The 25,382-nt window shown below is 70.7% G+C and carries 23 protein-coding genes; 16 read left to right on the top strand and 7 right to left on the bottom strand.

All coding sequences use genetic code 11. From position 1 onward, the window contains the following. The first annotated feature begins 26 nt into the window (after positions 1–26). The 7 genes from ACZ67Q_RS09700 (at position 27) to ACZ67Q_RS09670 (ending at position 8,630) form a co-directional block, all read left to right on the top strand. Positions 27–623: a hypothetical protein gene (locus ACZ67Q_RS09700; RefSeq protein WP_471178716.1), complete on the top strand. Its 597-nt coding sequence runs from the start codon at positions 27–29 to the stop codon at positions 621–623. Then, positions 623–1,267 (top strand): OmpA family protein, encoded by a 645-nt coding sequence (locus tag ACZ67Q_RS09695; RefSeq protein WP_471178713.1) that lies wholly within the window; start codon positions 623–625, stop codon positions 1,265–1,267. Before ACZ67Q_RS09700 ends, ACZ67Q_RS09695 begins: the two co-directional genes overlap by 1 nt. Positions 1,268–1,422: 155 nt before the next feature. Then, the gene (locus ACZ67Q_RS09690) at positions 1,423–3,873 is read left to right on the top strand and encodes a hypothetical protein (RefSeq protein WP_471178710.1); all 2,451 of its coding nucleotides are present in this window, start codon (positions 1,423–1,425) and stop codon (positions 3,871–3,873) included. Next, a complete protein-coding gene (locus tag ACZ67Q_RS09685) occupies positions 3,866–4,633 on the top strand; it encodes a hypothetical protein (RefSeq protein ID WP_471178707.1) in 768 nt (255 codons plus the stop codon). Before ACZ67Q_RS09690 ends, ACZ67Q_RS09685 begins: the two co-directional genes overlap by 8 nt. Before the next feature lie 312 nt (positions 4,634–4,945). After that, positions 4,946–7,315 (top strand): Tox-REase-5 domain-containing protein, encoded by a 2,370-nt coding sequence (locus ACZ67Q_RS09680; protein WP_471178704.1) that lies wholly within the window; start codon positions 4,946–4,948, stop codon positions 7,313–7,315. A 59-nt stretch (positions 7,316–7,374) separates the two neighbouring features. After that, a complete protein-coding gene (locus ACZ67Q_RS09675) occupies positions 7,375–8,097 on the top strand; it encodes an Imm52 family immunity protein (RefSeq protein WP_471178702.1) in 723 nt (240 codons plus the stop codon). Then, positions 8,094–8,630, top strand: coding sequence for a hypothetical protein (locus tag ACZ67Q_RS09670; protein ID WP_471178699.1), 537 nt, complete (start codon positions 8,094–8,096; stop codon positions 8,628–8,630). Before ACZ67Q_RS09675 ends, ACZ67Q_RS09670 begins: the two co-directional genes overlap by 4 nt. Positions 8,631–8,636: 6 nt before the next feature. Here ACZ67Q_RS09670 and ACZ67Q_RS09665 read toward each other — a convergent pair whose 3' ends face one another. Next, the gene (locus ACZ67Q_RS09665) at positions 8,637–8,996 is read right to left on the bottom strand and encodes a DUF192 domain-containing protein (RefSeq protein WP_471178696.1); all 360 of its coding nucleotides are present in this window, start codon (positions 8,994–8,996) and stop codon (positions 8,637–8,639) included. Positions 8,997–9,070: 74 nt separating this feature from the next. On the opposite strand from ACZ67Q_RS09665, the gene ACZ67Q_RS09660 reads away from it, so the two are divergent. Together ACZ67Q_RS09660 and ACZ67Q_RS09655 are read left to right on the top strand one after the other, a co-directional pair. Then, a complete protein-coding gene (locus ACZ67Q_RS09660; RefSeq protein WP_471178694.1) occupies positions 9,071–9,838 on the top strand; it encodes a prepilin peptidase in 768 nt (255 codons plus the stop codon). A 71-nt stretch (positions 9,839–9,909) separates the two neighbouring features. After that, positions 9,910–10,785: an LLM class flavin-dependent oxidoreductase gene (locus ACZ67Q_RS09655; RefSeq protein WP_471178691.1), complete on the top strand. Its 876-nt coding sequence runs from the start codon at positions 9,910–9,912 to the stop codon at positions 10,783–10,785. A gap of 339 nt (positions 10,786–11,124) precedes the next feature. On the opposite strand, the gene ACZ67Q_RS09650 is transcribed toward ACZ67Q_RS09655, so the two are convergent. Then, positions 11,125–11,652 carry a DinB family protein gene (locus ACZ67Q_RS09650; protein ID WP_471178688.1) on the bottom strand — a complete coding sequence of 176 codons (528 nt, stop codon included), beginning with the start codon at positions 11,650–11,652 and terminating at the stop codon, positions 11,125–11,127. A gap of 51 nt (positions 11,653–11,703) precedes the next feature. Here ACZ67Q_RS09650 and ACZ67Q_RS09645 point away from each other — a divergent pair, with 51 nt between their 5' ends. The 6 genes from ACZ67Q_RS09645 to ACZ67Q_RS09620 all read left to right on the top strand — a co-directional run bounded on the left by ACZ67Q_RS09645 (position 11,704) and on the right by ACZ67Q_RS09620 (position 18,678). Next, entirely contained in the window at positions 11,704–12,495 is a 792-nt protein-coding gene (locus tag ACZ67Q_RS09645; RefSeq protein ID WP_471178686.1) for a class I SAM-dependent methyltransferase, read from the top strand. Positions 12,496–12,914: 419 nt separating this feature from the next. Continuing rightward, a complete protein-coding gene (locus ACZ67Q_RS09640; protein WP_471178683.1) occupies positions 12,915–13,526 on the top strand; it encodes a hypothetical protein in 612 nt (203 codons plus the stop codon). Between the two features lie 128 nt (positions 13,527–13,654). Beyond that, entirely contained in the window at positions 13,655–14,428 is a 774-nt protein-coding gene (locus ACZ67Q_RS09635; protein WP_361634430.1) for an isoprenyl transferase, read from the top strand. A gap of 342 nt (positions 14,429–14,770) precedes the next feature. Beyond that, complete coding sequence (locus ACZ67Q_RS09630; RefSeq protein WP_471178679.1) at positions 14,771–16,096, top strand: PhoH family protein; 1,326 nt, start codon at positions 14,771–14,773, stop codon at positions 16,094–16,096. Between the two features lie 401 nt (positions 16,097–16,497). Beyond that, positions 16,498–17,193, top strand: a complete 696-nt coding sequence (locus ACZ67Q_RS09625; RefSeq protein ID WP_471178676.1) for an aggregation-promoting factor C-terminal-like domain-containing protein — start codon at positions 16,498–16,500, stop codon at positions 17,191–17,193. A gap of 141 nt (positions 17,194–17,334) precedes the next feature. After that, the gene (locus ACZ67Q_RS09620; protein ID WP_471178673.1) at positions 17,335–18,678 is read left to right on the top strand and encodes an AI-2E family transporter; all 1,344 of its coding nucleotides are present in this window, start codon (positions 17,335–17,337) and stop codon (positions 18,676–18,678) included. 135 nt (positions 18,679–18,813) lie between these two features. On the opposite strand, the gene ACZ67Q_RS09615 is transcribed toward ACZ67Q_RS09620, so the two are convergent. Together ACZ67Q_RS09615 and ACZ67Q_RS09610 are read right to left on the bottom strand one after the other, a co-directional pair. After that, complete coding sequence (locus ACZ67Q_RS09615; RefSeq protein ID WP_469810294.1) at positions 18,814–19,347, bottom strand: alkyl hydroperoxide reductase; 534 nt, start codon at positions 19,345–19,347, stop codon at positions 18,814–18,816. A 3-nt stretch (positions 19,348–19,350) separates the two neighbouring features. Continuing rightward, positions 19,351–19,905: a peroxiredoxin gene (locus tag ACZ67Q_RS09610; RefSeq protein ID WP_471178670.1), complete on the bottom strand. Its 555-nt coding sequence runs from the start codon at positions 19,903–19,905 to the stop codon at positions 19,351–19,353. A gap of 187 nt (positions 19,906–20,092) precedes the next feature. Here ACZ67Q_RS09610 and ACZ67Q_RS09605 point away from each other — a divergent pair, with 187 nt between their 5' ends. Continuing rightward, complete coding sequence (locus ACZ67Q_RS09605; RefSeq protein WP_471178667.1) at positions 20,093–21,010, top strand: LysR substrate-binding domain-containing protein; 918 nt, start codon at positions 20,093–20,095, stop codon at positions 21,008–21,010. A 559-nt stretch (positions 21,011–21,569) separates the two neighbouring features. Here the strand turns inward: ACZ67Q_RS09605 and ACZ67Q_RS09600 are convergent. From ACZ67Q_RS09600 to ACZ67Q_RS09590, 3 genes are read right to left on the bottom strand one after another with little or no spacing between them, the layout of a single operon-like run. Next, on the bottom strand, positions 21,570–23,900 hold the full coding sequence (locus tag ACZ67Q_RS09600) for an ABC transporter permease (RefSeq protein WP_471178664.1): 2,331 nt from the start codon (positions 23,898–23,900) through the stop codon (positions 21,570–21,572). Further along, positions 23,897–24,586, bottom strand: coding sequence for an ABC transporter ATP-binding protein (locus ACZ67Q_RS09595; protein WP_471178661.1), 690 nt, complete (start codon positions 24,584–24,586; stop codon positions 23,897–23,899). The genes ACZ67Q_RS09600 and ACZ67Q_RS09595 overlap by 4 nt, the downstream gene beginning before the upstream one ends. Next, positions 24,583–25,110 (bottom strand): PadR family transcriptional regulator, encoded by a 528-nt coding sequence (locus ACZ67Q_RS09590; RefSeq protein WP_361634454.1) that lies wholly within the window; start codon positions 25,108–25,110, stop codon positions 24,583–24,585. Before ACZ67Q_RS09590 ends, ACZ67Q_RS09595 begins: the two co-directional genes overlap by 4 nt. Positions 25,111–25,382: the final 272 nt, after the last annotated feature.

Below are 25,382 nucleotides of genomic sequence, written 5' to 3'. Positions count from 1 at the left end.
GAGCGAACACGAAGGACTAGCGATTCATGATGATTCGGCACGTAGGACAGCTGCGACGGGCCGGTGCGGCAGCCGTACTGGCGGCGGCACTGGCCGTCTCGGTGACCGCCTGCAACAGTCAAGGCGACGCCGCCAAACCTTCGAAGACGGCTTCCAGCAGCGCCAACGGGGAGAGTGACAAGGGCGGCCAGAACGACGGCGGGAAGACGCTGCCGGACACGAGCAAGGTCCTCGCGACGCTCAATGGCGAGCAAGGCATCGCCATGGTCGTGCACGAGGCCAAGCGTGACAGCGGTGGTTTCCTCACCATCAGTGGTGAGTTCAAGAACACCAGTGGCAAGTCCTTCACCACGCCAGTGCAGTGGAGTGGTGATGAATCCGCCATCCGAAAGACGGGTTCTTCTCTGGCTGCCATGACGCTCGTGGACTCCAAGGGAAGGAAGCGGTACTTCGTGCTTCGGGACACGGAGAACCGTCCGCTGACGACGACGAAGTACGCGTCCAGCATCCGAGCCGGCGAGACGCTGTCGTTCTTCGCCCAGTTCCCCGCCCCGCCGGAGTCCACCACCACGGTCGACCTCCAGTTCCCCGGCTTCCCCAACGGCCCGATTGAGATCTCCTGATGAGCACCGCCACCGCATCCCGCTCCCCACGCGCGCGTATGCGTTCGGCGGCGATCGTGCTCGCCGGAACCCTCGCGCTCGGCGTCTACGGCGTCCCGCACGCTGTCGCGGACGACGACCCGTATCCGACCCCGTCGGCGTCCGCCCCGGTCAAGGTCGACGAGTCGGATCCCGATCTGAAGCTCCCCGACGGAGCGAAGCTCGCGCCGCCCAAGGTGCTCGACATCAAGTCCGTGGTCGAGGACCTCGACGGCGACGAGCGCCGGGAGGACACCAACGCGGACGTGAAGTTCGCGCTCCAGGCGGAGGTGCTGTTCGACAAGGACAGCGCGCAGCTCAACGCCGCGGCGAAGTCCCGCATCGCGGAGATCGCCGCGGAGATCAAGAAGCAGGGCGCGAAGCACGTCCGCGTCTTCGGCTTCACGGACAACCTCGGAACCCACGCTCACGGCATGGTGCTGTCCAAGCAGCGGGCGGACGCCGTCCAGAAGGTGCTCACCGAAGAGCTGAACGACTCGTCGATCACGTACGAGATCCGCGGTTACGCCGAGCAGTACCCGATCGCCGACAACTCGACGGAAGAGGGCCGCAAGAAGAACCGACGCGTGGAGATCTCCTTCCCGCGCGGGGAGAGCGGCAACTGACACAGCCGGGGCAGCACAGCGCATACGGGGCCCGCACCACGCCATGACAGGCGGGGGCGGGCTCCGTCGTCGGGGTCCTGACCTGCCTTGTTGGGCCCGCAGTTGGGCCCTGGGACCCAGGCGGGGCGCCGGTGGGTCTCCATACGATCGGCAGCATGTCGTTCTCTGCCGGTTACGGAGCGCCGTACGCGCCCTACCTCTCCTCACGAGTGCGGATGCCACGTGCTCTCGTGACCGCCCGGGTCCTGCTTTTCGTCATGTTCGGTCTCACCGTGCTGGGCGTGCTGGGCGTGCTCATGGTGCTGCACGTGACCGGCCAGATCGCCGGGATGCTGGTGTACGCGGCGGCGCCCGGTGTGGCCGGGCTGGTACTGGCACGCCGCGCCTGGACCGGGGGCCGGTATGTGCGCTGGTCGCTGATAGGTGTCCAGGCACTGCTGATACTGCAGGCGACGGCGTCCATAGGACGCGGTGACCCGCGAGGTCTGGCACAGGTGACGGTGCCGATCGCTGTGATCGTGCTGCTGTCGCTGCGCCCGGTGCGGGAGTGGTTCCTGCTTCCCGAGCTGGAGCGTGAGGAGACGCCCGGGTTCAGCCTGGCGCGGATGCTCAAGTGGCGGCACAGCGACGAGGGTCAGTCCACGCTCGAGTACGTCGGCATGGTGACCCTGGTGGTCGCGATCGTCGTGGCGCTCTTGCTGTCGGGTGTGGGCGGGCAGATGGCCGATGGTTTCCGGTCGGCGGTGTGTTCCGTGACGGGCAGCGGGTGTGCCGCGCAGGGCGGCGGAGACGGGCCCGTCAAGGCAGAAGGCGGCAAGGGCGACAGCGCAGGCACCACGCAGGGCGGTGGCGCCGGCGGGGCTGCGTCCGGCTCGGGCGGGGCTGATGCCGGTTCGGGCGGCGGCGCGAACGGCGGTTCCTCCGGTTCAGGAGGTGATTCCGACGAGAGTGGTGGCGGCACCGTAAGCAACGCGTCGGATACGACGTCGAAGAGTTCAGAAGGGGACGGGGGAGGCGGCAAGAGCACCCTCGACCAGGTCGGTGACCTGTTCACCTCGCCGTTCAAGGCCGCGTGGGGTGATGCCAAGGACACCGCCCACATGATCAGGCACCCTGTCGACTCGGCCAAACAGATGTGGGACGGCCTGTCCACGTACACCGGTGACTGGTGGTCCGCCAAGTCCGACGAACTCGGCGACCGGTGGGACAAGGGCGGGTGGAACTATCTGGGAGTGCCGCTGGAATGGGTCGCCACTCCGGCCGAATTCAGCGCCGACTTCCTCGTGGACTCCTTCGTGGATGTCGACTCGTTCAAGAAGGGCAACTGGGGCGACGGCTTCGGCAACACCGTGTGGAACATCGGGTCGATGTTCATCCCGGGCGTGGGCGAGGTGAAGTGGCTCAACAGGCTGAACAAGCTCAACAAGCTGAACAAGGCGGTCAAGGCCACGGAGCGGGTCGCAAAAGCGGTGGAGGATGCGAAGAAGGCAGCCAAGGCCGGTGACGTCAAGGGCGCCGAGAAGGCGGCGAAGGAGGCCGACGAAGCCGCGGACGAGGCCGAGAAGCGAGCTCGCGAGTCGGGTTGCACCATCGCCGCGGCCAGCAGCGAGACGCTCTACGGGGGCGGTGGCTCTGGGCTCGGCGGCGGCTCCGGTACGGGCACCACTGTCCTCGCCGCCGGCCGGTCGGAACCCTACGAGGTGCTTGCCGAGGGGAAGTGCGACGAGGACGCCAAGCAGCAGGCGCAGGATGCCCGTAAGAAGGCGGACGAGGCAGAGCGGCAGACGCTCGAAGCTCGCGCCGAGAGGGCCAAGGCTGCCTTGCGAGAGCGAGGCTCCTCGGTGCCCGATGACCAGATCGACGGTCTCGTGGCCCGGGCCAAGGACGACCCCGACCCGGCGAAGACCGAGATCGGCACGCAGGAGGCGGCTGACGCACTGGACGAGATCGCCGATCTCGCGGGTCGCAAGAACGTCAACGGCGATGCGGCGGCAGCCTTGGAAGGGAAGGTCGTCAACGCGTCCGACGCCAACAAGCTCGCTGAAGCACGCGCCGAGGTGAACGCCGTGCGGCGTGCCGCTGACGAGGCGGCCCCCGGGACTCAGGTGGACGCCGGTGTCGGTCAGAGCATGAACCGCAAGGAGGCCGACCTGGGCAACGGGGAAAAGGTGAACCTCGACGAAATCCCCGACGCCGATGTCGTCTACAAGGACAGGAACGGCACGGTTCAGGTGAAGGAGGTCAAGAACGCCGGCTCTGCCACACGGAAGGCGGACTTCGCCAATCAGGTGGAGCGGCTCAAGAAGTGGGCGGACAAGGAGCCGGGGCGCAAGGCGACCGTCGAGATCGAGACGATGGATCGCTGGACTTCGATTTTCAGTGAGTTCAAGCCTGCCCGGAACGGCAAGCCCGCGAAGGACACACGGACGGCGGCCGGTGAGATGGCCAAGAACGGCGTGGACGCGAAGGTGGCGGGGCAGAACCTGTCCGCTGACCAGCTCGAAAGGATGCAGCGTGCCATCAACGAGCGAACCGCGAATGGGACGATGGACTGGGCGAAGATGAAGGACCCAGAGAGCGCGAAGGCGTATCTGGGCATTGACTGACGACAAGGCGGAACGAGACGTTGACAGGGCGGCGGCGATGACTGAGTCGGGCATGGGGCCGGAGGACGAGGAGGAATGGGATCCGCAGGTCGAGCGCTGGCGCTATCCGGATGGCGACTTTGTCCTGCCGCCCACCCTGCGGTGTCTCCCGCAGCCGTGGGGCGAGTTCGACTGGACGCGGATTTCCGGCCTGCCGCATACGGATGAGCGCGTGGCGCAGGCCCGAAGGGTACTGAGCACGCTGCTGGACGACTGGGAGCCGGCGCCGCGCGTCCCCCAGCCGCCGTCCCCCGGCCTGCTGTGGCAAGTGTGGGAGCAGTTCCATGAGGCCCTTGCCCAGCGCGTGCCGCGTATGAGCCACGTGACGTGGGCCGACGTGGATGCGTTGGCGAGCGAATGGCGGGACCCGGCGCGGGCCTACCCGCTCCAGAGGCACGTGGGCAGACATGTCGACGTGGCGATGCTCGCCTTGATCCCCCGTCTGCGGGACGACGTGGCCGACTCGGTGTTCCACTGGCTGCTGCTCGACACGGCTCCAGGTCGCTTCGCGGACTGGGCGGTGAGCTTGGCTGAGCGTTGCGTGACCGAGGACGTGGGGGCCGACTCCGCCATCGAGCTGCTCGGCGCGATGGGCGGTGCGGAGTCGAGGGCGGCACTGGAACGCTTGGCTGTGAAGCCGGACGGACCGGCCACGTGGGACAACGCTGAAGCGGCACAGAGCATGCTCTTCGAACTGGGGACGGAAGGCATGGACAGCTGACGTGTCGCCGCCACGCGGGTCCAAGACGTCCGGGGGAACGTGACATCAGCGGGTTCGAAATGAAAGCGCTGATCCGGCCCTTTCCCGCCGCGCCCGCGAGCGCCTCACAGCCGTGAGGCGCTCGCCCGTCTCGCCGCCGACGGCAGCCTGCCCAAGTACCTGCGGGAACTGGCCGCGAACGGACTGGACGAAGACTGACGGCCTCGCATTTGGGCCCGTCGTGGGCCCTGGGGCCCACGACGTCTCCGGTGATCCCTCCTAAGCTGACGGCTACTCAACTGCCTGTACGGCTCGGGGGACGGAGACTTCGCGTTGAGTGGCATATCTGCGTATGGCAACGCCGGCTGGGCGCAGGACCGGGAACGCCGGCCGTTGCCGCGCGCTCTCCGGATGGCCCGGCTGCTGATCCACGTCCTGTTCGCGGCCACCGTCATGGGCGGCCTCGGTCTGTTCGGTTCGGCGCTCGCCGCGGACGCGGTGAACGGAACGCTCATCGGGCTCACTGTCTACGGCGCCGCGCCGGGCGTGACCGGATGGCTTCTCTCGCGCCGGACATGGACGGGTGGGAGGTCCCTGTGGTGGGGGCTGATCGCAGTCCAGGCATGGTTCCTGCTCGGCGGTGTGGGCAACATCGCCGACGGTTCGATGCGGGGCTTCGGGCAGTTGTTCCTGCCGGTGCTGGTGATCTGGTTCCTCACCCGGGAGGAGAGCCGGGCGTGGTTCCGTCTCGCGGAGCGGGACCGGGAGGGCAAACCGCCGTTCACCCCGCCCCAGGTGTTCCGCCGGCGCCGCGACCGGGGTCAGTCGACCCTCGAGTATGTCGGCCTCATCGTCCTCGTCGCCGCGATTATTCTGGGGCTCCTCGCCTCCGGCGTCGGTCAGGACATCGCGGCCAAGATGAGCCAGCAGGTGTGCCGCGTCGTGAGCGACGGGGACTGCGGAGGTTCCGACGGCACGCAGAACGAAGCCGGCGGCAACCCGGACGGTGACAAGCCCGGCGGCACGGAGGGCACCTCCGGGACCGGTGGTGCGGGCGGCACGGGGTCCGCGGGTGCGTCCGGTGGTGCGGGCGGCACGGGGTCCGCGGGTGCGTCCGGTGGTGCGGGCGGCACGGGGTCCGCGGGTGCGTCCGGTGGTGCGGGCGGCACTGGTTCTGCAGGCGCATCGGGCGGTACCGGCGGCACGGACGGTGGCCCCGACGGCAGTACCCAAGCCACCTACCCCGAGACGAACCCCGAGCCGGAGGAGGCCTACGACGTCCAGCCCACCGCCACCGACGAGGACAACGGCGGCAAGGATGACGAAGACTGCGGCGGCTTCTTCGGCTGCGCCTGGGACAAGGTCTCCCAGGTCGGCAAGGGCCTCTTCGTCGACGGAGTCTGGGGAGACGTCACCGGCATCGTCTCGCTCTTCGACGGCGACACCTGGTCCGGCATGGCCGAATACGGCAAGCAGCTCGGCCACCAGTGGGTGGAGGACTCCAAGGGCGCCGGCGACAAGTGGGACAAGGGCGACTACCTGGGCGCGCTGTGGGACTGGGGCGGCGCGTCGGTCAACACCGTCGTCAAGGTCGGCGACGACATCTTCGTCGGCGACGAGGTCCGCGAGCGCTGGAACAACGGGCAGAAGACCCGCGCGGTCACCGATGTCGTCTGGAACGTCGGGTCCTTCTTCATCCCGGGTTACGACGTTGCGAAGGTCGTCGGGAAGGTCGGCAAACTCGGCAAGCTCGGCAAGGTCGCCGCGAAGGTGGCGGAGGCCGCCGAGAAGGCGGGGGACGCGGCGAAGCGGGCGCGCAAGGCCGCCGAGGCGGGAGACGCGGCCGAGGCCGGCCGGGCGGCGAAGGAGGCCGACGAGGCGGCCGACGCCGCGGAGGAACAGGCGCGCAAGACCGGCTGCGTCATCGCACTGAGGCGTTCCTTGCCCGGCGGCGCACCGGACAGCCCCGGCATCACCGGCTCCGGCACGCTCGTCCTCGCGGCCGGTGCCCCGGGCCGCGTCGTCCTCGCCGACGAGGGCTGCGACAAGGACGCGGAGGCCAAGGCCAAGGAGGCCCGGAAGCAGGAGCGCGACGCGTACCTGGCCAAGAAGCGGGCCGAGGAGCCGCAGCGGGCCGTCGACGCCGCGAAGAAGATGAAGAAGTGGCCCGACGCCAGGCGCAACGACACCTCCGACCCGCGCAACTACCTCCCGCCGGACTGGGCCAAGAACCTGAAGGACCCCAAGCTGGGCGACGCCGACAAGGCGGACGGCTTCTGGGCCAGCCGGGACCGCAACCCTCCACCCAACTGGAAGAACGAGTCCTGGCTTCGCTACCAGGAACAGGTCACCGGGGTGAAGCGGGGCAAGGAGTACGTCGTTCCGCACCCCAAGGAGGGTGTCCCGGACGTGGAGTTCGACGGCTGGGACTCCGCCCGGCAGACGTTCCTGGAGGCCAAGAACGGCTACAAGAGCTTCCTGTCGAAGGACGGGTCTCTCACCAAGTCAGGGAAGGAGACGTTCCTCAAGGAAGCACGACGGCAGGTGGAGGCGTCCGGTGGCCGCGCCGTCGAGTGGCACTTCTCGGACCCCGAGGTGGCCAAGGCGGCCCGTGCGGCGTTCCGCAAGGAGGGCCTGCCCATCAAGGTCGTCCACACCCCCGCGAAGGGCCCGGGTCCCAGGAACCCGGCCCAGTTCGACTAGCGTGGCGAAGACGAAGTGAGCTGCCGGAAGTGGCGTACGAGAAGGGGCGGAGGCACAGCATGAGCCGCGTGGTGCGAGGTTTCTGGGGTCCTCGCGAGGAGTCGGCCGAGGCATTGGCCGATCGCTGGAAGCGGACGCTGGACCGACTGGCGTCCCTGCTGCCGGCACTCGCGTCAGAGTCGGGCGAGGCGTGGACCTGGCAGCAGATCCACGAGTCCGGGCCGGCCACCGCTCTGCGTGCCGACGAGGAGTCGATCCTCGCGGCGCTGCGGTCGGCCCAGGCCGAGGACGGCTGGTCAGGGAGCACGGGCTACGGGCTCTCGCTGGTCATCGGGGGCGGATCCGGCTGGCGAGCCGACGTCCGGGGCGCGGCCGGAGGAGCGCCCGAGTTTGTGCTGCAGAACCTGATCCTCGAGATCGAGGCGCCCGACGGTGCCGCGATTCCCGAGGCGGAACTGCTCTCCCTGGTGGCGCAGAGCTGGGAGCCCGACTTCGGTGACGTGACCGACGACGACATCCTCGACGCCCTGGAGGACGAGGCGGGCTTCGGTGTCGGCGACCCGTCCGTCGGCCGGTTGGGCTACCTCTCCCCGGGCCGTGCGGTGCTGGTGCCCGCCGACCTCCCCAACGTCACCCGTACGGAGCTGCCTACCGGCGGCCTGCTGCTCGCCGTCGCTCCGCCCGCCACGGAGACGGACAAGGTGGTCCAGGTGAACGTGCGGCTGCGTGAGGCGGGAGCGCTGCAGCCGCTGCCCAGGCCGATGGACCGGAGTGTGTGGTGACTCGTCAGTTCGCGGACAGGTTCGACGTCACCAGGGCCGTGGCGGCCATCCTGGCGCTGCTCGCGGAGCCCCTGCCGGCGCAGGGCCCGAGCGTGGTGGAGGAGGACCCGCTCACCGGGGAACGGACCAAGGAAACCGGTGAGGGATTTGTGCTCGTGCCCCTCTGGCAGAGCGGGCACCTCACCGGCGTACACGGAGAGGACTGGAACGCCGTCGTGCGGGGCGCCGATCGCAGGACCGGGGAGGTGGCGGAGGAACTCACCCGCCGGTGGGGACCGCCCCGCCGCGTCGCCATGCACGGCGCGCTGTTCCGCTACCAGGCCGGCGAGCCGTTGCCGCCACTGCACCAGGCCCTGTGCGACGCGGACGACTACGGCGATCTGACCGTGTGGGGCCCCGTTCGGGAGGGGCCCGGCGGTGCGGACCGGTGGGTGGGCATCTCCGTGGGCCACAGCGATGGCGACGCACCGCTGGTGCTCATGGCCGCGATCAGCGACCGGGAGATCGTCGAGGTGGCCGGCGAGCCGCGCTGAGCCGCCTCAGACGCGCACGGTCAGTCGCGTCCCCGGCCGCACCCCCCACCGCTCCATCGCACCCGCCTCCGCCTCCAGAACGGAGCGTGCGCGGAGCCGGGGCAGGCTCAGGCGGCCCGGCTTCATGGTGTGCACGGCCACGACCCTCAAGTCCCGGTCCAGGTAGGCAACATCGATGGCGAAGCGCATCCGGAAGGTGTGCACGCTCGCGCACGGAGTGATGAGGAACGCCCCGTCGACACCGTCACGGCCGAGCAGGCCCCGGGCGCGTTTCCGATAGGTGGTGACGATCTCCAGGGGGACCTCCGGTGCCTCGGGGGTGACGAGGATCCCGGTACCGTTCCGCCACTTCGGTCGTGTCGTCATGGCCGCACTCTAGGACGCGGCACACCGCCGGCCGACTCTGGGCCCGGTCGCTTCCGCGCTGGGCCCACGGGCCCATGACCCCCCGTCCGGCGTGCCGTAGCGTCTGCCGCGTGTACGCCTTGTCGACCGCCTGCCTCCTGTGGGGAGCCGTCGCCGGACTGTTCGTCCTGCGCGCCGCCTACCGGTTCTCCGTCGAGCCGGAACAGGCCTGGCGCCTCAACTGCCAGGAGGGGCATGTCTTCGCCCCCGGACCTCGTGGCTGGGTGGGCACCACGTCCTGCGCGACCTGCGTGCCGGCAGAGCGGCCGGGCTGGCCGGCCGCCGTGGTCACCGGCCTCTGCTGCGCCGCGCTCGCCCGGGCCGGAGGCACCCGGCCGGAACTCGCCGTGTGGCTGCTGCTGACCCCACCGCTGGTGCTTCTGGCGCTGGTGGACGCGCGGGTGCACCGCCTTCCCGACCGGCTGACCCTGCCCCTGGCCGCAGGGGTGCCGGTGCTGCTCGGGTTGGTGGCGCTGCTGCCCGGCAGCACCGGGTCCTGGCCGCGCGCGCTGCTGGGCGGCCTGATGCTGGGCTGCGTGTACTTCGTGCTGTTCCTGATCAACCCGAACGGGATGGGCTTCGGGGACGTGAAGCTGGCCGTGCCCCTCGGCGTGGCACTCGGCTGGTACGGGTGGGACGTCCTGTTCCTGGGCGCCTTCGCGGGCTTCCTTCTCGGCGCCGTGTACGGGCTAGGGCTCCTCCTGCTGAGGCGGGCGAACCGCAAGAGCGCCATACCGTTCGGCCCGTTCATGATCGTCGGCGCGATGGCCGGTCTGCTGCTCGGGGCGGCGGCTGCGGCCTGACCGTCACCGACCCAACGGCTCGCTCCCGTAAAGCAGTTGCTCCCCCGCCCACCCCAGGATAAGAACCCCCCATGACTGCACTCGGCGTCGTCTTCCGTCCTCAGCTTCCGCCCGAGCGGCTGCGTGCCGTTGCCCGGGGAGCGGATGCGGCGGGGCTGGAGGAGTTGTGGTTGTGGGAGGACTGCTTCCTGGAGGGCGGGGTGTCCACGGCCGCCGCCGCGCTGGCCTGGACCGAGCGGGTGCGGGTCGGGATCGGGCTGCTGCCCGTCCCGCTGCGCAACGTCGCCGTCACGGCCATGGAGGCCGCCTCGCTGGAGCGCATGTTCCCCGGCCGCTCGATCCTCACCGTCGGGCACGGCGTGCAGGACTGGATGGGGCAGGTCGGGGCGCGCGCCGCGTCGCCCCTGACGCTGCTGCGTGAGTATCTGCTCGCCCTGCGCGCCCTGCTGGCGGGTGAGCGGCTCAGCACCGAGGGCCGCTACGTCCGCCTCGACGACGTCGCGCTCGACTGGCCGCCGCCGGCCCCGGTGCCGGTGCTCGCCGGCGTCACCGGACCGCGCTCCCTGCGGCTGTCCGGCGAGGCCGCCGACGGCACGCTGCTGACGATGAACAACTCGGCCGACGCCGTGCGGCGGGCGCGCCGCATCGTCGACGAGGGACGCGAGGCGGCCGGGCGGCTCGGCGACCCGCACCGGATCGTCGTCTATCTCCTCGCCGCCACCGGGCCCGACGCCCAGGCCCGGCTGCGCGCCGAACTCGCCGCCGAGGGCCTCACGGACGTCCCCGGCCTCGGGGTCGCCGGGGACGCCGAGGCCGTCGCCAAGGCCGTCCAGGAGTTCGCCGCGGCCGGCGCCGACACCGTCGTACTGCAGCCGACGGCGGACGAGCCCGACCCGGAGGGGTTCGTCCGGTTCGCCGCCGAACAGGTGCGGCCCCTGCTGGCGTGACGGCGGCCGCGGCCACCGTCACGCCGCCCACCGGTCGCAGTCACGCCGCCTACCGGTCGCAGGCACGCCGCCCATCGGTCGCACTCGTGCCGCCCACCACCGGTCGCACGCACGCGGCCCATCGGTCGCACTCGTGCCGCCCACCACCGGTCGCACGCACGCCGCCGGCCGGTCACCGGCACACTGGCCGCTTGTCATCCGTCACGCCGCCGACCGGTCACCCGTCACCTCGCCGACCGGTCACCCGTCACGCCGCCGGCCGACGGCCGTTCCGCCACCATCCGGTGGCCCGTCCCCCCCACCAGCCGGTGGCCCGTCACCCCGCCGGCCGGTGGCCCGTCACCCCGTCGGATGGTCGCCCGTCGCCCCGTCGATCAGCTCCCGCACGATGTCCATGTGGCCCGCGTGCCGTGCCGTCTCCTCGATCATGTGGACCAGCACCCAGCGCAGGGACACCTCGCGGTCCTTGTGCCACGCCGGGTGTCCCACCGCGTCCAGCGGGAGTTCGGTGATCGTGCGGTCGGCGGCGGTGCGGGCACGACCGTAGAAGGCGACGATCTGTTCCGCCGTCTCGTCGTCGGACGCGTGCATGTCCTCGTCCGAGTACGGGTCGAACCACAGCGGTTCCACCTCTCGGCCGAACGTGCCGACGAACCAGCCGTACTCCACCGAGGCCAGGTGTTTGACCAGCCCGAGCAGGTTGGTGCCGGTGGGTGTCATGGGGCGGCGCAGCCGCTCCTCGTCCAGCCCCCGCAGTTTCCACAGCACCGCGTCCCGGTGCCGGTCCAGGCTCGCCCGGAGTGTCTCCTTCTCGCCGCCCGCGTAGGGCATTCCCGCGCTCGCGTCACTCGTCTCGTCGTTCGCCATACCGCCGAAATTAACAGCGGTCACTGACAACGCCCTGCGATCATGGTCCGCATGAACGCTCACCCGCCCGGCCGTACCTTCGAAGACCTCGTCGCCGAGGCGGTCGCCGCACCCACCGAGGGCTGGGACTTCTCCTGGTTCGAGGGGCGGGCCACCGAGGCACGGCCGTCCTGGGGGTACGCCACGTCGATGGCCGGGCGGCTCGGCTCGGCCACCGCCGTCCTCGACCTGCAGACCGGGGGAGGGGAAGTGCTCGACTTCGCCCTCGGACGCGCGGTCACCGCCCCGTCCCTCGTCGTCGCCACCGAGGGCTGGCCGCCGAACGTCGCCAAGGCGACCGCGCTGCTGCGCCCGCGCGGCGTCGCGGTGGTCGCCTCACCGGACGAGGCGCCGCTGCCGTTCGCCGACGCGGCCTTCGACCTCGTCGTCAGCCGGCATCCGGTGCGGCCGCACTGGGCGGAGATCGCGCGCGTCCTGGAACCCGGCGGCACGTACTTCGCGCAGCACGTCGGTCCGAGCAGCGTCTTCGAACTCGTCGAGTACTTCCTCGGTCCGCAGCCGGAGCGGACGCGCCGCGGCCGGGACCCGGAGCGCGAGCGCGCCGACGCGGAAGCCGCGGGGCTGGAGATCGTGGACCTGCGCGCCGAGCGGCTGCGGATGGAGTTCCACGACATCGGGGCCGTCGTGCACTTCCTGCGCAAGGTGGTCTGGATGGTCCCCGGTTTCACCGTGGAGGCGTACGAGCCGCAGTTGCGCGCCCTGCACGCGCGGATCCAGGCCGAGGGGCCTTTCGTCGCGCACAGCAGCCGGCACCTCTTCGACGCACGCAAACCGAGTCACTGACGTCACTTCCCTCACACGGTTTCCACATCGTTATCGCGATCGGCTCGCATTCACCCGGCTGCCTCACATAGGTTCAGACCAAGGCGATTCGCGTGAGCAAAGCTGCGCGGGCGGTACCGCGCAGTGGAGGGGGCTGCGCGGTACCGGCGCCGTCAAGGGCGCGGACGCGTCGGGTCGCCCATCGGAGGGACGGCCGCAGGGATGTTCCCCATCGCCCCGAAACCGCGCCCACCACGCCTTCTTCCGCCAGCGGGCTGTTGCCGGGCGGATCCGGAGAGTAGTTGTGGCACGCCGATGCACACACCTGCCCTTACGAAGGGTTATGGTGGAAACCCCCCCCTCGGGCCGGTCCGTCTCCCCCCCACGGACCGGCCCGTTCTTCTTTTCCCCTTCGTCGCCGGCTGGCTAGAGTCCGGCCCATGTCGAACGATCATCCGACACCGCCCGGCCCGTACGGCCACCCCGCCCCGCCGGGCTCCTACGGCCACCCGCCCCAGCCCGGCCCCTACGGTGCGCCCGTCACCCCCGGCCCCTACGGCGGCCCCGCCCAGGCGCCCGGCCCGTACGTCGGCCCCACCCCCGCGCCCGGCCCCTACGGCGGCCCGGGCATGCCGTATGGCCATCCCTACGGCCCGCCTGTGCCGTACGCCATGCCCCATGCCGTCCGGGGCGCACAGGTGCTGAACTTCGTCATGGGCGGCCTCGGTGTCCTCTTCGCCGTCCTCGCCGGTGCCCTCGTCAGCGCCTACGCGGCGGGGCGGGTCTTCGCGCCGTTCCTTCCCGCCTGCGTGCTGTTCGTGCTGGCGTTCCTCTATCCGAAGGCCGGCAACGGCGTGCGGATCACTTCCATCGTGCTGGCCGGCGTGCAGATCGTGATCGCCCTCGGCGCCACGGCGAACGGCACGCCCGGCGCCGTCGTCCCGTTCGGCGGCGCCATCGCCGTCATCGTGCTGCTCGGCCGGCGTTCCGCGAGCCAGTGGTTCGGGCGGCCGCGCACCCCCGCGGTGCCTCCGCAGCCGCCGTACGCCTGACACCCGTTGGCGGTCCCCCACGCCGACGGGGGTAGGCTTCGCCATCGGGGACCGCCATACGGACAGGTGCCGCGCCCGGCCGAGCCCGGCGCGCATGTCCGATCCGCACCGGAGGGGCTGACAATCACGTGAACCTGCGCGACAAGCTGCGCGGCCTGCTCGTCAAGCTGTACGCGCGGCGGGTGGAAGGCCACCTGGACCACGCTCAGGTGCCCAAGCACATCGGCGTCATCATGGACGGCAACCGGCGCTGGGCGAAGGCCGCGGGCTCCACCACCGCGCAGGGCCACCAGGCCGGGGCGGACAAGATCGAGGAGTTCCTCGGCTGGTGCAGCGAGACCGACGTCGAGGTGGTCACCCTCTGGCTGCTGTCGACGGACAACCTCACCCGCCCGGAGGACGAGCTCCGCCCGCTGCTCGGCATCATCGAGGGCGTCGTGCGCACCCTCGCCGCCGACGGCCGCTGGCGCGTGCACCACGTCGGCACGCCCGACATCCTCCCGGCCGGCATGCAGCGCACCCTGAAGGAGGCCGAGGAGACCACCGCGCACGTCGAGGGAATAGTGGTCAACGTCGCCATCGGCTACGGCGGCCGCCAGGAGATCGCCGACGCCGTCCGCTCCATGCTGTTCGACGCCCACGAGCGGGGCGTGGCGATGGACGACCTCGCCGAGCAGGTCGACGTCGACATGATCGGCCGTCATCTGTACACCAGCGCCCAGCCCGACCCCGACCTCGTCATCCGCACCAGCGGAGAGCAGAGGCTGTCCGGTTTCATGCTGTGGCAGACCGCGCACTCCGAGTACTACTTCTGCGAGGTCTTCTGGCCGGCCTTCCGCAAGGTCGACTTCCTGCGCGCCCTGCGCGACTACGCGGCCCGCCACCGCCGTTACGGCGGCTGACACGGCAACACGCCGCCGACCCCCCGGGGAAACTCCCCGTGTACCCCGTTCCACGCGGAAGTAACACGGAGTTCACCGCTGCGCCGCCCTGCCTTGTGGCATGGCGGCGCATTTTCGAGGGCATAAGGCAAGCAGGTCGACACCCGAACCACGGGCGTCGGATCTCAGCGGACGGCACGGGGCCGTCCGCCCGGGAGGCCCTTTGCACCAGCCCGACCGTGCGGCCACCGCGCGGAAGCAGCCGCGGAGGGCCGGTTCACGGCCCGCCGCATGCGAGGGCGAGCCACCGGCCCAGCTCCACTTCGTCGCTCCCCGACCTCATCCGAGGGGGTACGTCCTTCCGTGGTGACCAGCACAAAGCGCCCCAAGCCAGACCGGCGCACCTACGTTCTCGACACCAGCGTCCTGCTGGCCGACCCGAACGCCTTGAGCCGCTTCGACGAGCACGAGGTCGTGCTCCCCATCGTCGTGGTCACGGAGCTGGAGGCCAAGCGGCACCATCCCGAACTCGGGTATTTCGCCCGGCAGGCGCTGCGCCTGCTCGACGACCTCCGGGTACGGCACGGCCGCCTCGATGCCCCCATTCCGACCGGGGATCTCGGCGGGACCGTACGGGTCGAGCTCAACCACTCGGACCCCAGCGTGCTGCCCAGTGGCTACCGCCTGGGGGACAACGACTCCCGCATCCTCGCGGTCGCACGCAACCTCCAGGCCGAGGGGTTCGACGTCACCGTCGTCTCGAAGGACCTCCCGCTGCGGATCAAGGCGTCCTCGGTGGGCCTGCTCGCCGAGGAGTACCGGGCCGAACTGGCCATCACGGAGAACTCCGGCTGGACCGGGATGAGCGAACTCACCCTTCCGGCCGAACAGGTGGACATCCTCTTCGAGGAAGGGCACCTGTACGTCCCGCAGGCGACCGACCTGCCCGTGCACACGGGGCTGACCATCCACTCCGAGCGCGGCAAGGCCCTCGGCCGCGTCACGCCGGAGGGCAACGTCCGCCTGGTGCGCGGCGACCGGGAGGCGTTCGGCATCAAGGGCCGCAGCGCCGAGCAGCGCATCGCGCTGGACCTGCTGCTCGACCCGGACGTCGGGATCGTGTCCATGGGCGGCCGGGCCGGTACCGGCAAGTCGGCGCTCGCGCTGTGCGCCGGCCTGGAGGCGGTCCTGGAACGCCGCCAGCACCAGAAGGTGATGGTCTTCCGCCCGCTGTACGCGGTCGGCGGCCAGGAACTGGGCTATCTGCCCGGCTCCGAGGCGGAGAAGATGAGCCCGTGGGCGCAGGCGGTCTTCGACACGCTCTCGGCGGTCACCTCGCGCGAGGTCATCGAGGAGGTCACCGCGCGCGGGATGCTGGAGGTCCTGCCGCTCACCCACATCCGCGGCCGCTCGCTGCACGACGCGTTCGTCATCGTCGACGAGGCCCAGTCGCTCGAACGGAACGTCCTGCTGACCGTGTTGTCCCGGATCGGGGCGAATTCCCGGGTCGTTCTGACCCATGACGTCGCACAGCGGGACAATCTGCGGGTCGGGCGCTACGACGGTGTCGTCGCCGTCGTGGAAAAGCTGAAGGGGCATCCGCTCTTCGCGCACGTCACGCTGAACCGGTCCGAGAGGTCCCAGATCGCGGCGCTTGTGACCGAAATGCTGGAGGACAGCAGCATCTGATCCGGAATTCCCGGACGTTGGCGCCGTCCCGCAAAGGTGAAGAGCCTAGCGGGGCGGCGCCGCCGTATGTGGGCGTTCGATGAAATCCCCGGGCTCAAACGGGATGTGAGCTTTCACACGCAACTCGGAATTGCGGTGCGGCGCCGGGTTACGGCAGAGTCTCACTCCTGTCAGGCCCCGCATACGACACACCTGTACCCCCAGCGGTATGGCACCACAGCAGGAACACCAACTCCATAGCAGCCGTCGTATGCCGCCCGAGCACCACGCGGCGCTCCCGAGCAGGGAGTTGCCCACCGGGCCCGCGCCTCCCGTGACCCCGCAGTTGGGGAGGCCAGTGTTCAGGGGCACGATTGCGTCCGCCAGGGTCACCGAAGCGGGCGATGCTGGAAGGAAACCGTGTGAGCCGGATTTCGGTCCGGGGATTCGCAGTGGCCTCTGCCACCGCGGTCACCGCTGTCGGAAGCGTCGTCGGCGTTGCCTCGGGCAGCACCGCGCAGCCCAACGACGCCGAGGCGACGGCATCCGACGTCACGCTTCTCGCGGACATACCCGCGGGTCAGCAGGCCCAGGTGCAGACCGCGTCCCTCGCGCAGCAGGCCGACGCACAGGCCATCGCCGCGGACGCGAGCGCCAAGAAGACCGCCGAAGAGGCGGCCCGCAAGGCAGCCGCCGAGACCGCGATCGCGAAGAAGGAAGCCGCCGAGAAGGCGGCGAAGGAAGCCAAGGAGCGCGAGGAGGCCAAGAAGGCCGCCAGCCGCAGCGCCACCCGGGACGCCTCCAGCTTCGCCGTCCAGAGCTCCTACACCGTCGCGCAGATCCAGGCGATGGCGCGTCAGATGGTCGGCGGCGGCCAGTTCCAGTGCTTCAGCAACATCGTGGACCACGAGTCCAGCTGGAACTACCGTGCCGTCAACGCCTCCTCCGGTGCCTACGGTCTCTTCCAGGCTCTTCCCGGCTCCAAGATGTCGTCCGTCGGCGCCGACTGGCAGACCAACCCGGCCACCCAGATCAAGTGGGGCCTGAACTACATGAACAGCCGGTACGGCAGCCCGTGCGACGCGTGGTCGTTCTGGCAGGCCAACCACTGGTATTAGGCCCACCCCGGCCCACCGGCGCTCTCGCTCAACCTCGCGCAGCCCCTCCCCGTCCTAGGGGGAGGGGCTTTCGCCCTGTACGGTCGTACGCGACGGCTCCAGGGGGGAGTGGTGAGGAGAGACGGGGGAAGAGGACGGATCATGTCGCGAGTGCCAGGGTGGCTCGGTCGGCTCGGCGCCGGACTGACCGGGATAAGTGAACGGCTCGACGAGCGCCGCGCCGAGTTCGAGCGCGAAGACGCCGAACACGAGGACGTCGTACCGCCCGAGCACGTACCACCGCCCCCCGACTACGCGCCCGCGGTCCCGGCCCGCCCGGACCCGGCGCAGGCCGTCCCCTGGGGCGTCCGCGTCGCGGCCGAGGCCGGCTGGCGGCTGCTGATACTGGCGGGTACGCTCTGGGTGCTGATGCGGGTCATCAGCGCCGTCCAGCTCGTCGTCCTCGCCTTCGTCACCGCGCTGCTCATCACCGCGCTGCTCCAGCCGTCGGTGGCGCGGCTGACCCGCATGGGCGTGCCGCGCGGCCTCGCCACGGCGATGACGGCGATCTTCGGCTTCGTCGTGATGGGGCTGATCGGCTGGTTCGTGAGCTGGCAGGTCATGGAGAACATCGACAACCTCTCCAGCCAGATCCAGGACGGCATCGACGAGCTGCGCAAATGGCTGCTCAACAGCCCGTTCCACGTCACCGACAAGCAGATCAACCAGATCGCCAAGAACCTGCGTGAGGCGATCGGCGCCAACACCGACCAGATCACCTCGGCCGGACTGGAGGGTGTGCAGGTGGTCGTGGAGGCCCTCACCGGCATCCTGCTGACCGTCTTCTCCACGCTGTTCCTGCTCTACGACGGCCGCCGCATCTGGGAGTGGACCCTGAAGCTGGTCCCGGCCGCCGCGCGCCCGGGGGTCGCCGGCGCCGGCCCGCGCGCCTGGCGCACCCTCACCGCCTACGTGCGCGGCACGGTGATCGTCGCCCTCATCGACGCGATCTTCATCGGCCTCGGCATCTACTTCCTCAACGTGCCGATGGCCGTGCCGCTCGCGGTGTTCATCTTCCTGTTCGCCTTCATCCCGCTCGTCGGCGCGGTCGTCTCGGGCGCGCTCGCGGTCGTGGTGGCGCTCGTCACGCAGGGCGTGTTCACGGCCGTGATGGTCCTGGTCGTCGTGCTCGCCGTGCAGCAGATCGAGGGGCACATCCTGCAGCCGTTCATCCTCGGGCGGGCCGTGCGGGTGCATCCGCTCGCGGTGGTGCTGTCGGTGGCGGCCGGCGGCATGATCGCCGGGATCGGCGGCGCGGTGGTGGCGGTGCCGCTGGTGGCGGTGACCAACACGGTCGCGGGCTATCTGCGGGCGTACTCGCACGAGGCGGCGACCCGGCACACGCCGCGGCCGCGCGGAGCGACGGCGTCGGACGTGGCGGCGGCGAAGGCGGCTGCGGAGCCGGCCGCCACGCCGGAACCCGCGGGCGAGACGCCGTCGGCCTGAGCCGCAGCCCGCGGTGGCGCGCTCGGCCTGAGCCCCGTGCTCGGCCCGAGCCGCCCGCCCGATGGGTCCCCCGCAGACGAAGGCCCCGCCCACCACACGGTGGACGGGGCCTTCTCGGCATGCGCAGCCCGGGCCCTACTCGGCCAGGACCGCCTCCGCCTCCAGCGTCACGCCGACGGCCTGCACGACCGAGGCGATCTTGAAGGCCTCCTGGACGACCTCGCGCTCGACACCGGCCTTGCGCAGCACCTGCTCGTGCGAGTCGAGGCACATGCCGCAGCCGTTGATCGCGGAGACCGCGAAGGACCACAGCTCGAAGTCGGTCTTGTCGACACCCGGGTTGCCGATGACGTTCATCCGCAGGCCCGCGCGCAGGTTGCCGTACTCGTGGTCCGACAGCAGGTGGCGGGTGCGGTAGAAGACGTTGTTCATCGCCATGACGGCGGCGGCCGCCTTCGCGGCCTGGTACGCCTCCGGCGTCAGGTTCGCCTTCGCCTCCGGCTCCAGCTCACGCAGCACGATCGGGGAGCGCGAGGCGATGGCGGTCGCCAGCACCGTGCCCCACAGCTGCTGTGCGGGCAGGTCCGAGTTGCCGATGACCGAGCCCAGGTTGAGCTTCAGGTCCTTGGCGTAGTCCGGGACGCGGGACTTCAGGGAGTCGAGGGACATGCCTCACTCACCAGCCAGCAGCTTGACCGGGTCCAGGGTCTCGTCGCCCTTGCTCCAGTTGCACGGGCACAGCTCGTCGGTCTGCAGGGCGTCCAGTACCCGCAGGACCTCCTTCGGGTTCCGGCCGACGGAGCCCGCGGTCACCATGGTGAACTGGATCTCGTTGTTCGGGTCGACGACGAAGACGGCGCGCTGGGCGAAGCCGTCCTCGCCCTCGATGCCGAGGTCGCGCATCAGCTCGTGCTTGGAGTCGGCCATCATCGGGAACGGCAGGTCCGTCAGGTCCGGGTGGTCCTTGCGCCAGGCGTGGTGGACGAACTCGGAGTCACCGGAGAAGCCGAGGATCTGCGCGTCGCGGTCGGCGAACTCGTCGTTCAGCTTGCCGAACGCGGCGATCTCGGTCGGGCACACGAAGGTGAAGTCCTTGGGCCACGCAAAGACGACCTTCCACTTGCCCTCGTAGGTCTTGTGGTTGATCGTGTCGAACTCCTTGCCCTTCTCCAGCGAGACGCAGGCGGTCAGTTCGAACTCGGGGAACTTGTCACCGACAGTGAGCACACGCTCTCCTTGCAGCGAAGAAAAACCCCTTTTGAGGGTGTTTCCCATGGGTTGGACGCTGTTGATGTTGGCACACCGTGCATTGATTACGGAAATAGCTACACTCGGTCGGGTTGATCGGAGGGAGCTATCAGTGGGTGTCGCGAGTGTGACCGGCGGGACCGGCGGCAAACGGAAACAGCCCAGCTTGGCGCAGCTGCGGGCGTTCGCGGCGGTCGCCGAGCATCTGCACTTCCGTGATGCCGCGGCGGCGATCGGGATGAGCCAGCCGGCGCTCTCCGGTGCGGTGTCGGCGTTGGAGGAGACACTTGGTGTCACCCTCCTCGAGCGTACGACGCGCAAGGTACTGCTCTCGCCGGCCGGTGAACGGCTCGCGGTGCGCGCCAAGGCCGTACTCGAGGCGGTCGGGTCGCTGCTGGAGGAGGCCGAGGCGGTGCGGGCACCGTTCACCGGGGTGCTGCGGCTCGGGGTGATCCCGACGGTCGCACCGTATCTGCTGCCGACGGTGCTGCGGCTGGTGCACGAGCGGTACCCCGCGCTGGACCTCCACGTCCACGAGGAGCAGACCGCTTCCCTGGTGGAGGGGCTCAACTCGGGGCGGCTGGACCTGCTGCTGCTCGCCGTGCCGCTCGGGGTGCCCGGGGTGGTCGAACTGCCCCTGTTCGACGAGGACTTCGTGCTGGTCACGCCCATGGACCACGGGCTCGGCGGGCGCGAGGGGATTCCCCGGGAGGCGCTGAAGGAGCTGAACCTGCTGCTGCTGGACGAGGGGCACTGTCTGCGGGACCAGGCGCTCGACATATGCCGCGAGGCGGGGCGCGAGGACGCGCCGGTGACGACCACGGCGGCGGGGCTGTCCACGCTGGTGCAGCTGGTCGCCGGCGGGCTGGGCTGCACGCTGCTGCCGCGGACGGCGTTGAAGCTGGAGACGGCGCGGAGCAGTCAGCTGCTCACGGGGTACTTCGCGGCTCCGGCGCCCACGCGTCGCGTCGCGTTGGCGATGCGGGTCGGAGCGGCTCGCTCCGCGGAGTACGGGGAGTTGGCCGGGGCGTTGCGGGAGGCTCTGGGGGCGTTGCCGGTGCGGGTGGTTTCCGGCGAGGGGTAGGCGTGTGCGGGTGCGTGCGGCGCTGGGTGCGTTGTGCCTGCGGCGCGGGGTGCGTTGTCGTGTGCGGGTGCGTTGTGGCTGGTCGCCGTTGCCTGCGGCGGCCTGTGCGGGTGCGTTGTGACTGGTCGCCGTTCCCCGCGGGTGCCTGCGGCGCTGGGTGCGTTGTCGTGTGCGGGTTTCGTTGTGGCCGGTCGCGGTTGCCTGCGGCGGCCTGTGCGGGTGCGTTGTGACTGGTCGCCGTTCCCCGCGGGTGCCTGCGGCGCTGGGTGCGTTGTCGTGTGCGGGTTTCGTTGTGGCCGGTCGCGGTTGCCTGCGGCGGCCTGTGCGGGTTTCGTTGTGGCTGGTCGCGCCGTTCCCCGCGCCCCTTTTTGTGCCTGCGGCGGCCCGTTGCGGACCGGTGAGTGGCTGGTGTCGCGCCTGCGGTGCGTTGTGGGGCGGGGCCGGGGTCGGGGGTGTCCGTCCTCGGTCCGGCCGCCCGTTTCCGACACCGGTGCTGTTGCCCGGTGCCGGACGCTGCGGGCGGACACCCCCCACCCCGTCCCCTTCCCGCCGTTGGCGGCTACTCCGTGCGCAGGCCCTCCGGGCGCATCAGCTTCAGCAGGGGAGGGAGGCTGAGGAGGGTCACGGCGAGGACGATGGCCGCGCCCACGCCGGTCATCGACAGGACGCTCGGCCAGTCCACGTGGATCGGGGTGGCCGTCATGCGGAGCAGGACCGCGCCCAGGGTCATGCCCACCGCCGCGGCCAGCAGGAGGCCGAGGGCGATCGGGATCGCCGTCTGCCACAGGACCGACAGGCCGAGGGTGCGGCGCCGGGTGCCGAAGGCGACCAGGGACGACAGCAGTTTGCGGCGTTCGCGCAGCTGCTCCAGCTGGGAGACCAGCAGGCTCGCCCCGATCAGGGCCAGTACACAGGTCGCGCCGACGAAGAGGCCGGTGCGGATGGCGGCGAACTTCGGGGACTGCAGGGTCGCCGACCACAGCATCGCGTCGGCCCTGGGGTCGACTCGGGCCGCGGTGTTGCGGGCGTACTCCACGGCGTCCGGCACCGAATGGTCGAGGCCGAGGAAGAGCTGTCCGGTCAGCGCCGGTGCCGCCCGCCGGGGCAGGGCGCTCGGCGTGAGCAGGAAGCCGGAGCGCTTGATGCCGTTCGGGTCCTTGACCGAGTCGGCCTGCTTCAGGTTCGCCGGGACGTGCCAGGGGACCTCCCGGCCGGGTGTGTCGGGGTAGGACGGATCGATGTACAGCATGGTGCCGGGGTGGGCGAGCTTGGCCGTCTGCCCGTCCTCGTACTCGCCGCCCCGCAGGGCGAAGACGTCGCCGTCGCGGCAGGACGGCAGCGCGGCCAGCTCCCGCAGGGCCGCGCAGTCGCCGACCATCAGCTCGCTGCCCAGCCCGGGCTCCTTGCGTCCGTCGCCGACGGAGACCTGGGACAGCGCGGTCACCTGGCTCACTCCTCGGGTCCGCCGGAACTTCTGCGCCGTATCCCCGAGCGCGTCGCCGGCCGGCAGCGTCACCTGCATCTGAGCCCGCGTCACGTCCTTGCCGGAGGAGCGGGTGTAGTCACCCTCGACGCCCGCGAACAGCATCTGCAGAGCGATCGCCCCGGCCACTGCCACGGCGATCCCGTTGACCATCCGGGCCGCGGTGCCGCTGCTCAGCTGCAGGCGGCGGACGGCCAGTTGCCAGGCGATGCCACCGGAGCCGAGGCGGGCGACGACCGTCTCCACCACCCACGGCAGCAGTGCGGTCACGCCGACCAGAAGCAGCAGCACGCCGCCCGAGACCAGGTACTGGTTGAAGTCCCCGTTCGAACGGCCCTGACCGACCATCGGGTAGAGCATCGCGAGGCCGGCCAGCGGCAGCAGCAGCCGCCACCACAGCCTGCGCCGCGCGGGCTTCGCCGTGCGGATCACGCCCAGCGGTTCGATGACGACCCCGCGCAGCGCGAACAGCGTGACCAGGATCGCGGCCGCGGGCACCGCGACGGCCACCAGCACGGCGAGCAGCGGGGTGGGGTTGAGGGAGCTGGGGAAGACGCTGATGTCCAGCACGTCGAAGGTCCCGGCCAACTGCCTGCCGAGTACGAAGAAGCCGCTGCCGAGGACCAGTCCGAGCAGGGCGCCGCCGAGCGCCTCACCGGCCGCGATGCGCCGGGTCATGCCGCTGTCGGAGCCGACCAGCCGCAGCGCGGCCAGCCGCCGGTCGCGCTGCTCGCCGCCGAAGCGCACGGCCGCGGCGATGAACACGGCCACCGGCATCAGCAGGATGAGGAAGATGACGAGGACGAGCAGCAGCAGGACCGGGTCCATCCGCTCGGCGGTGGCGTTGGGGTTGCCGAAGTGTTCGAGTCGCGTCACCCGGCCGCCGTCGACCTGGGACGAGAGCCCCTCCGCGCCGCGGTAGAAGAGCAGTTCGGCCGGTCCGAGCAGCCCGCTCTCGCCTATGGTCCCGGTGATCCGCTCCGGCAGCCGCTCCCGCAGCAGCCGGCCGTCGTCGGACTCGAGCAGCCTCTTCAGCGCGGGGGAGACCACCATCTCGCCCTTGCCCGGGAAGGCGTCCACGCCGGGCGGCAGCGGCGCGTGCGGGCCCTCCGGCTGCACCGCGCGCCCCAGCACGTCCTTGTCCCGGAACGACGTCCCGGCGTCCGCCACCACGAGGGAGCGGTCCGACTTCTTGACGCCCTCACCGGTGTAGAGGCTGGCACGCGCCTCGCTGCGCTCGTGACGTACGGCCAGGGCGCTCGGGATGGCGGTGGTGAGCAGGAGCAGGGCCACGCCCAGTCCGACGCCCACGGCCGTCAGCACGGCCCGGATCCATCCCTCGCGCCCGCCGCTGTAGGCGAACCGCACCCCCATGGCCAGATCCCTGGCCCACTGCCGCAGGCTCATACCGCGCGCTCCATGTCGCGGGACTTGCCGTCGCGGACGACGACCTCGCGGTCGGAGTAGGCGGCCACCCGGGCCTCGTGCGTGACGAGGACGACGGCGGCGTTGGCCGAACGGGCCGCGTCGGTCAGCAGCTCCATGACGCGCTCGCCGTTGAGGGAGTCCAGGGCGCCGGTGGGTTCGTCGGCGAAGACGACACGGGGGTTGGTGACCAGCGCACGGGCGACGGCGACGCGCTGCCCCTGCCCACCGGACACCTCGCCGGGCCGCTTCTTCCTCAGATCGTCGACCTCGAGCCGCTCCATCCACCCGAGGGCGGCCTGCTCGGCCTCCTTGCGGGAGGTGCCGTTGAGCCGCAGCGGCAGGGCGACGTTCTCGACGCACGTCAGCTCGGGCACGAGCTGGCCGAACTGGAAGACGAACCCGAACTCACTGCGGCGCAGCGCGCTGCGCTGGGCGTCACTCATCGCCGACAGCTCGCGCCCGGCGTAGGTGATCGTGCCGGCGTCGGGCGGGACGATACCGGCGAGGCAGTGCAGCAACGTCGACTTACCGGAGCCGGAGGGGCCCATGACGGCGACGACCTCACCGGGATGGATGGAGAACGAGGCGCCGTCCAGAGCGACGGTGGGGCCGTAGACCTTGCGCAGCTGGTCGGCGGCGAGCAGGGAACCGGCGGGGGCGTTCACTGGGCCACCACCGCCTGACGCAGCTTGTCCAGACGGGCGGCGGTCAGCTCGAGCCAGCGCAGGTCGGCCTCCAGGTGGAACAGGGCGTGGTCGCAGATCAGCTGATCCGCCAGATCACCCTTGCGCTTGCGCTCCGTGAGGATGCGCATGCTGCGCAGGTGCTCGGAGCGTTGCGTGTCGAGGATGTCGGCGGCGTCGCGGTGGGTGAGCAGCGCGAGGACGACCTTGGTGTACAGCGTCGACTGGAGATACGGCTCGGGCTTCTCCGGCGTCGCGAGCCACCGCTCGACGTCGGTGATACCGGCCTCGGTGATGGCGTACCGCTTGCGCTCGGGGCCGCCGCCGGCCTCGATGCCGTCGACCTCGACGAGACCGTTCTTCAGCAGGCGGGACATCGTCGAGTAGACCTGGCCGTAGTGCAGCGGCCGGTCGTGACCGAACTTCTCGTCGAAGGCCCGCTTGAGGTCGTATCCGTGCCGCGGACCGGACTCCAGGAGCCCCAGAAGGGTGTGACCGATGGACATGCCCTCGACTCTACACACCGTGTATACGCCCCGTGTATACACGGAGTGCGGACCCGATGGCAGCGAGTACGCCGACGCAGGTCGGAGGCGATTGTCACGGTTCGGTGACGGCTGAAACGGTGCGGGCGGCACCGCACCGCGCGCGCCACGATGTCGGTGCACCCGCGTACGGCGGTGAGGGGCCGGGGTGGGGGGTGTCCGCCCGCAGCGTCCGGCACCGGGCAACGGCGCCGTTCGTCGGGGACGGGCGGCCGGACCGAGGACGGACACCC

This window comes from Streptomyces sp. NPDC036813, assembly GCF_055609245.1.
The sequence above is the reverse complement of the archived record's forward strand: the minus strand, read 5'-3'. Positions and strand labels throughout refer to the sequence as shown.

Excerpts from the sequence above, each read along its gene's own strand:
- ACZ67Q_RS09700 (WP_471178716.1), top strand. The coding sequence starts at position 27 with ATGATGATTCGGCACGTAGGACAGCTGCGACGGGCCGGTGCGGCAGCC.
- ACZ67Q_RS09695 (WP_471178713.1), top strand. The coding sequence starts at position 623 with ATGAGCACCGCCACCGCATCCCGCTCCCCACGCGCGCGTATGCGTTCG.
- ACZ67Q_RS09690 (WP_471178710.1), top strand. The coding sequence starts at position 1,423 with ATGTCGTTCTCTGCCGGTTACGGAGCGCCGTACGCGCCCTACCTCTCC.
- ACZ67Q_RS09675 (WP_471178702.1), top strand. The coding sequence starts at position 7,375 with ATGAGCCGCGTGGTGCGAGGTTTCTGGGGTCCTCGCGAGGAGTCGGCC.
- ACZ67Q_RS09665 (WP_471178696.1), bottom strand. The coding sequence starts at position 8,996 with ATGACGACACGACCGAAGTGGCGGAACGGTACCGGGATCCTCGTCACC.
- ACZ67Q_RS09660 (WP_471178694.1), top strand. The coding sequence starts at position 9,071 with ATGACCCCCCGTCCGGCGTGCCGTAGCGTCTGCCGCGTGTACGCCTTG.
- ACZ67Q_RS09655 (WP_471178691.1), top strand. The coding sequence starts at position 9,910 with ATGACTGCACTCGGCGTCGTCTTCCGTCCTCAGCTTCCGCCCGAGCGG.
- ACZ67Q_RS09650 (WP_471178688.1), bottom strand. The coding sequence starts at position 11,652 with ATGGCGAACGACGAGACGAGTGACGCGAGCGCGGGAATGCCCTACGCG.
- ACZ67Q_RS09645 (WP_471178686.1), top strand. The coding sequence starts at position 11,704 with ATGAACGCTCACCCGCCCGGCCGTACCTTCGAAGACCTCGTCGCCGAG.
- ACZ67Q_RS09640 (WP_471178683.1), top strand. The coding sequence starts at position 12,915 with ATGTCGAACGATCATCCGACACCGCCCGGCCCGTACGGCCACCCCGCC.
- ACZ67Q_RS09620 (WP_471178673.1), top strand. The coding sequence starts at position 17,335 with ATGTCGCGAGTGCCAGGGTGGCTCGGTCGGCTCGGCGCCGGACTGACC.
- ACZ67Q_RS09615 (WP_469810294.1), bottom strand. The coding sequence starts at position 19,347 with ATGTCCCTCGACTCCCTGAAGTCCCGCGTCCCGGACTACGCCAAGGAC.
- ACZ67Q_RS09600 (WP_471178664.1), bottom strand. The coding sequence starts at position 23,900 with ATGAGCCTGCGGCAGTGGGCCAGGGATCTGGCCATGGGGGTGCGGTTC.
- ACZ67Q_RS09590 (WP_361634454.1), bottom strand. The coding sequence starts at position 25,110 with ATGTCCATCGGTCACACCCTTCTGGGGCTCCTGGAGTCCGGTCCGCGG.